Origin of the sequence: Allokutzneria sp. A3M-2-11 16, assembly GCF_024213555.1 — a bacterium.
GTDB lineage: Bacteria > Actinomycetota > Actinomycetes > Mycobacteriales > Pseudonocardiaceae > Allokutzneria.
Map to the genome: position 1 here is coordinate 193,640 of NZ_JANAVO010000007.1, position 6,363 is coordinate 200,002.

Sequence of the window (6,363 nt, forward strand, 5' to 3'; positions counted from 1 at the left end):
GGACCTTCGGAAGGGGGTGACCGTGACTGTTGAAATCAGCCGCGATCCGTGGTCTGCGCTGGACGATCTGCTCGGCGTCGAGATCGTCACGGCGGGTGACGAGGGCATCGGTCCGCTGGCGGTCTACGGGCGGTGTTCGACGGAGGACAACCAGGACCCCGAGACCTCGCGCGGGTGGCAGGTCGGCAACGCGCGGAAGTTCGTCGAACCGCTCGGCGGGAGGGTGGTCGAGGAGTTCTTCGACATCGGTCAGTGGCGGTCGGTGCCGTGGGAGCGGCGCGAGGAGGCGTCCCGGCTGTTGGCGGCGCTGAAGAGCCCTGACCGGAGCTGGAACGCGGTCGTGGTCGGTGAGGGGACGCGGTGCTGGTTCGGTAACCAGTTCTCGTTGATCGCGCCTCGGTTCGCCGCATACGGGGTTGATCTGTGGGTGCCGGAGTTGGGCGGGAAGTTCGACGCTCGGAACCCGTCGCACAAGATGCTGATGAGCGTGCTCGGCGGGATGAGCGAGTCCGAGCGCCAGCACGTGCAGGCGCGTGTCCGCGCGGCCATGGATGCCCAGGTGCTCAACGAGGGACGGCATCAGGGCGGACGTGCGCCGTACGGGTACGTGGTGGTTGACGGCGGTCCGCATCCGAACCCGCGCAAGGCGGCTGAGGGTTACCGCCTTCGGGTTCTCGCGATCGACGAGCCGAGCGCGGAAGTGGTGCGGCGGATCTTCGCCGAGTACCTGACGGGTGAGAAGGGCGACCGCGCTATCGCGAACGGGCTCAACCGGGATGGCATTCCGTGTCCGTCCGCGCGGCGACCGGACCAGAACCGACACCGGCTCGCGGACGGGTGGCAGGGCAGCACGGTCCGGTCGATCTTGGAGAACCCGCGCTACACCGGGTTCGCGTTCTTCGGCCGATGGACCCGACAGGAAACGCTGATCGACCCTGACGACGTTGCCGCTGGGCACACCGTCCGGTTTCGCCGGTCAGCGCCGGAGAAGGTGGTTCGGTCGCGAAAGCCCGCTCATCCGACGATCGTGGAGGTAGAGGAGTTCGTCGAGGCACAGTTGTTGCGGCGCTCGCGGGCGGCTGGTGGGTTGGCGGCTGGCCGGAAGTTGGAACGCGGACCGAAGCGCACCAAGCGCGCGTACCCGCTCCGTGGCCGTATCCGTTGTGTCATCTGTAAACGACGGATGGAGGGCACGCCACGGGCCACGCGGACCTACTACCGATGCTCGGCTCGAACCCTCGTTCCGGGTTCGCCTGTCCTGGAGAACCACCCGAAGAACGTCTATCTCCCAGAATTCGCTGTCCTGCCGCCGCTGAATAGGTGGATTGGACGGTTGTTTGATCCGGAGAACCGGGATGAGACGGTCAAGGCCCTGGTCGCTTCACAGGGCGGAACCGCGAAAGCGCACGTCTCGCGGGATGCGGCACAGAAGCGGTTGAATGCGGCCGAGGCACGGCTGAAGCGGTTCCGCGCCGCGATCGACGCGGGAGTCGACCCCACGGCGCTGGTCGAGGACATCAACGACGCCCAAGCGCAGCGCACGGCGGCTCGCGCCGAACTGAACGCCTGCCGCGCGCCGGAGCTGCTGACCGACGCCGAGGTCTACGCGATGCTCGATTCCCTCGGGGACATCCGCGCGGAGTTGAAGCGCCGCCAACCCGGCGAGACTGGAAGAGCTGTTCGCCGAATGGCGACTCGAAGGGGCCTACAACGCAGAAGAGCGGACGGTCGCTGTGACCATCCGCCCCCTGAGTAGGGTTAGTGCTGGTGTCCGAGGGGGGACTTGAACCCCCACCCCATTTCTGGGACTAGCACCTCAAGCTAGCGCGTCTGCCATTCCGCCACCCGGACGTACCCACTTGGCGGTTGTCCCCGCCGCGTGTGGTCACAGGTTAGCTGATCAACATGGCGGGCTCCAAATCGGGGTCCGGGGGTCGGCGGCGGTGGGTGGAAGCCGCAGGTGGACGTCGGTCCGGGTGGCCGGTCCGATCCGGGTGTCGACGGGTGGGCTTCGCCCGGTTCGGCGCGATGGTGGTGTTGAACGATTCCACAGTGATTGTTTGGCGGGGCTTTCGTGGAGTGGGCTCGGCGTGTGAAGTTTTGGTAAGGCGATTATGCCTGCAGGGCGTATATAAAGCGGGTGATGGTGCGTCAAATGTTCGGAGCAGGGATCTCGATCCTGCCTGCGCCTGGGCTCGGCTGGAGCCGAAGGCGTTTTCGCCGTAGCCCATGGCGTTGCAGAACCACCGGACCACGTCCAGTTCGATCTGCGCGAAGCCCGGCGCCGCGGCCCACACGCCGGCGAAGCGGTTCAGGCTGCGCGCCAGGAACTCGCCCACAGCGGCCTGGAACAGCCCGCCAGAGGGCACGTGCGCCATGAAACCCGGGTGCGCGTGCATCATTCCGCTGGGCAGCGCACGGTCGAACACCGTATCCAGCAGTTCGGGCAGCCGCGGTCCGGTCCGGGGCGCCACCGGCTCGTCCAAGAGGTCCTTGCACTGCGCGGGCGCCAGATCCAGATCCGGCAGCGCGGAGACGTCGGAGAGCACCGGCTCCGGTCCACCGCGGAACGCGGCGGCGAAGCTGTCGATGATGCGCTCGGCGTCGGTGGTCGCGTCGAAGCGCCGGCACAGACCGTCCAGCACCGCGCGCTGCCGCTCATCGCTGGCCACGACCTCGTGGTACGGCGTGTTCGTGACCGCGACCGCGTTCTAGAGCGGGATGTAGAGGTCCGGGTGCCGTTCGTGCAGACGCCGTTCCAGGACTGCCCGCGCCTGGAAACCCGCCGTGGCGGAGTGCCGTTTTAGCTGAGCGCCCATCGCCAGCGACAGATCGGTGATCGCATCTCCCGCGGGCTTCCGGAGCCGCGTGAACTCCGGCAGCGTGCCCCGCAGCGCGGTGTCGACGTCCACCTCCGCGAGGTTGCGGTCCAGGATCTCGAAAAAGCAGCGAACGTCCTCGAAACTGTAGTTGATCCCCTGGCCGAAGAACGGGACAAGCGTGTGCGCCGCATCGCCCAGCAACACCGTGCGTTCGTGGTGGTACGGCGAACACCGCACAGTCTTCAACGCGCCAGGGTGAGCGGAGAGCACATCCTCGGCAAAAGACGGCAAGAACTGCCGAGTGTCCGGGAAATGCTCGGAGAACAACCGCCGCACATCCTGCGGTGTGCGCATCGTCGCCCAGCTCGGCCGCGCCGGGTCCTCCGCCGCGAACGGCAACCACAAACTGGTCGTGTAGGTGGCGTCCACATTCGGCTGGGCGATCAGCATCAGATTTCCGCGCGGCCACGAGTGCAGACCGTGCCCGCGGGAAGCGTTCAGCAGCACCGGCTTCCCGTCGCGCTCGCCGACACCGGGTCCGCCGCAACGGCTTCGTGGTGGAAGAACAGTCGCGCCCCGGCGCACTCCGCCTCCTCCAGCAGCAGGTTGTGCAGCGCGAGCCGGGGGATGGACAGCAGGTGGTGCTCGGCCGTAGGGCTGGTAGGAGACCGTCCCGTCGGCGCGGTGCACGATCCGCTGCGGCGAGCAGGTCGACGAGGGGGCCGCTCAGGGAGTTCAGGCCACGCCGGGTCAGCGTCAGGTTGAAGGAGTGCCCGCGGGCGGGCGGTGACTTCCGGATGTCGGCGCCCCGCTCGTAGACCTCGACGTCGAACCCGCGTTTCCGCAACTCGATCGCCACAAGGCATCCGACCGGGCCCGCCCCGACGATGGCGGCTCGCGCTGTGTCGGCGGATATCGGCACTGACACCTCCTCTCAGATTCAGACATTTCCTTGTGACGCTAGAAAAAAGCTCTCCCCGTGCTCTCGCCGCACTCTCTCCCGCGCGCAGATCGGCACGAGAGGACGATGAGAGGAAACCGTGGAAAAAGCCGACCCTCCGCGCGGGCGCCCCGGGTGGTAGAAAGGCCAGGTGGGCAGCGACAACGACGGCACAGCGCAGGACACCCTCCGACTCGCCGAGGAGGAGGTGATCACCCTCGCCAGCGAGCTCATCCGGATCGACTCCACCAACACCGGCGACCCCGACACCGTGGTGGGGGAGCGCGCGGCCGCCGAGTACGTGGCGGCGCAGCTCGCCGACGTCGGCTACGACACCACCTACGTCGAGTCCGGCACCGGGATGAAGGGCCGCGGCAACGTCTTCGCCCGCCTCGAAGGCGCCGACCCCAGCCGCCCGGCGCTGCTCGTGCACGGACACCTCGACGTCGTCCCCGCCGACGCCAGCGAATGGTCGGTGCACCCCTTCTCCGGCGCCGTCCAGGACGACTACGTCTGGGGCCGCGGCGCCGTCGACATGAAGGACATGGTCGCCATGACGCTGGCGACCGCCCGCCGCCTCAAGCGCGACGGCATCGTCCCGCCCCGCGACATCGTCTTCGCGTTCCTCGCCGACGAGGAGGCAGGCGGCCTGCACGGCGCGCAGTGGCTCGTCGACAACCGCCCCGAGCTCTTCGACGGCTGCACCGAGGCAATCGGCGAGGTCGGCGGCTTCTCCATCACCGTCAAGGACGGCGTCCGCGCCTACCTCATCGAAACCGCCGAGAAGGGCATCGCCTGGATGCGGCTGCGCGTGCGCGGGCGCGCTGGGCACGGCTCCATGCTCACCGACGACAACTCCGTCACCCGGCTCTCCGAGGCCGTCGCGCGCCTCGGCAGGCACACATTCCCGCTCGTCATGACCGACTCCGTGCGCGAGTTCCTCGCCGCCATCACGGAAATGACCGGCCTGGAGTTCGGCGAGGACGACATCGACGGCGCCGTCGCCAAGCTCGGCGGCCTCGCCCGCATCATCGGCGCCACCCTTCGCGACACCGCCAACCCCACCATGCTCAACGCCGGCTACAAGGCCAACGTCATCCCCTCCAGCGCCGAGGCCGTCGTCGACTGCCGCATCCTCCCCGGCCGCCAGCCCGCCTTCGAACGCGAACTCGACGAGATCCTCGGCCCCGACGTCGAACGCGAGTGGATCGCCAACCTCCCCGCCCTCGAAACCAGCTTCGACGGCCCCCTCGTCGACACCATGTCCGCCTCGATCATGGCCGAGGACCCCGGCGCCAAGGTCGTGCCCTACATGCTCTCCGGTGGCACCGACGCCAAGGCCTTCTCCCGCCTCGGCATCCGCTGCTTCGGCTTCGCCCCCCTGAAGCTGCCCGCCGACCTCGACTTCTCCGCCCTCTTCCACGGAGTCGACGAACGCGTCCCCGTCGAAGCCCTCCAGTTCGGCACCCGCGTCCTGGACCGCTTCCTCCGCCACAGCTGATCCGTCCTCTTCGGACAGAAGGGGGCCGGTGCCCCAGCCCCGGCCCCCGTGGGCTACTGTGTGCCCACACACCAGGTCCGGGTGGCGGAATGGCAGACGCGCTAGCTTGAGGTGCTAGTCCCAGAAATGGGGTGGGGGTTCAAGTCCCCCCTCGGACACAAAAACGTCGCATACATGCTCGTCTGACGCGCCTGTGCTCGAAGGCGCTCCAAAACACTGAACTAGCCCCTTCCGGGCTGGTTTGTTGTGCGTGGCCGTGGTCCTCGGACCGGCCCGGTGGTCGCACCTGTTGTGCTTCCAACTACCACACCCCGCTCGTCTACGCGGTTGACGGCTCGTTCTCCGTTTCCGCCGTCGGCGATCCCGGCTTCGCGCATGAGCAGCGTCGTCTATGGGTTGGCGGCGGTGGACAGCCGAGGCCGTGTCGCCAACCATGCCGTGATGACCGTGCTGCGGTGGAGTCCGGAAACGCGGCTGAACATTCGCGAGGCCTGCGGGTTGCTGGTTGTCCACGCGGTTCCGGGTGGGGTGTTCGGTGACCAAGCAGGGGCATCTGCGGTTGCCCGCGTCGGTGCGGCACTGCTGCGGCCTGGTCCCGGGCGATCGTGTCCTGCTCGTGGCCGACCCCGACCAGAACGTGCTGGTGGTGTGCACCCGCCTGTCGCGCTGGACGAGCTGCTCGTGGCGCGTCACGTCGAGCTGCTGGGCGGTGATCGCCTATGACGGCGCCGTCCGGAGCTTCGCCGGAAGTGGAAGCGGCCCGGCTCGTGCTGGAGCGGATGGGCGTCTCCATCGAGCAGCTTCTCCCCGTACCGGTCGTGCGGAAGCTGGTGCCGACGACGTTCTCGGCCTACATCCCAGTTGTCTCTGACGGCACCCGCCGAGCCAACGATCCGTACTACACATCGAGCAGCTCCATCGACTTGAGATCGACGAGGCCGGCGCTGCGCCGCCGTTCATGCTCAAGATCATTGCGGCGGTGGACGATCGTCGCCGTGGTGTCGAAGATCCGCGCGTTCACTGAACGGGCCTCGCGCAGGTCGCGTGCGGTGCCCGGTTCCACTTGGATCGTGTTCGCCAGCGGAGAGCTCATCGCGTCC

Annotated in this window: 6 protein-coding genes, 2 tRNA genes and 1 pseudogene; 4 read left to right on the plus strand and 5 right to left on the minus strand. The window is 67.9% G+C overall.

The window, feature by feature from the left end; genetic code table 11:
* The first annotated feature begins 22 nt into the window (after positions 1–22).
* Entirely contained in the window at positions 23–1,756 is a 1,734-nt protein-coding gene (locus NLX83_RS29735) for a recombinase family protein (RefSeq protein ID WP_254238526.1), read from the plus strand.
* Positions 1,757–1,765: 9 nt separating this feature from the next.
* Here NLX83_RS29735 and NLX83_RS29740 read toward each other — a convergent pair.
* The 4 genes and pseudogenes from NLX83_RS29740 to NLX83_RS42325 form a co-directional block, all read right to left on the minus strand.
* Positions 1,766–1,851, minus strand: a tRNA-Leu gene (locus tag NLX83_RS29740).
* Positions 1,852–1,892: 41 nt separating this feature from the next.
* Complete coding sequence (locus tag NLX83_RS29745; protein ID WP_254238527.1) at positions 1,893–2,672, minus strand: pyridoxal-dependent decarboxylase; 780 nt, start codon at positions 2,670–2,672, stop codon at positions 1,893–1,895.
* Between the two features lie 39 nt (positions 2,673–2,711).
* Positions 2,712–3,407 (minus strand): FAD-dependent oxidoreductase, encoded by a 696-nt coding sequence (locus tag NLX83_RS29750; protein ID WP_254238528.1) that lies wholly within the window; start codon positions 3,405–3,407, stop codon positions 2,712–2,714.
* A gap of 223 nt (positions 3,408–3,630) precedes the next feature.
* Positions 3,631–3,750, minus strand: a pseudogene (locus tag NLX83_RS42325) (NAD(P)-binding protein); the annotation flags it as partial.
* 163 nt (positions 3,751–3,913) lie between these two features.
* Between NLX83_RS42325 and NLX83_RS29755 the strand changes: the two are divergent.
* The 3 genes from NLX83_RS29755 to NLX83_RS29765 all read left to right on the plus strand — a co-directional run bounded on the left by NLX83_RS29755 (position 3,914) and on the right by NLX83_RS29765 (position 6,134).
* Complete coding sequence (locus tag NLX83_RS29755) at positions 3,914–5,263, plus strand: M20/M25/M40 family metallo-hydrolase (protein WP_254238529.1); 1,350 nt, start codon at positions 3,914–3,916, stop codon at positions 5,261–5,263.
* A 75-nt stretch (positions 5,264–5,338) separates the two neighbouring features.
* A tRNA-Leu gene (locus NLX83_RS29760) sits at positions 5,339–5,421 on the plus strand.
* Positions 5,422–5,798: 377 nt separating this feature from the next.
* Complete coding sequence (locus NLX83_RS29765; RefSeq protein ID WP_254238530.1) at positions 5,799–6,134, plus strand: AbrB/MazE/SpoVT family DNA-binding domain-containing protein; 336 nt, start codon at positions 5,799–5,801, stop codon at positions 6,132–6,134.
* Positions 6,135–6,161: 27 nt separating this feature from the next.
* On the opposite strand, the gene NLX83_RS29770 is transcribed toward NLX83_RS29765, so the two are convergent.
* On the minus strand, positions 6,162–6,356 hold the full coding sequence (locus NLX83_RS29770) for a hypothetical protein (protein ID WP_254238531.1): 195 nt from the start codon (positions 6,354–6,356) through the stop codon (positions 6,162–6,164).
* Positions 6,357–6,363 lie beyond the last annotated feature (7 nt).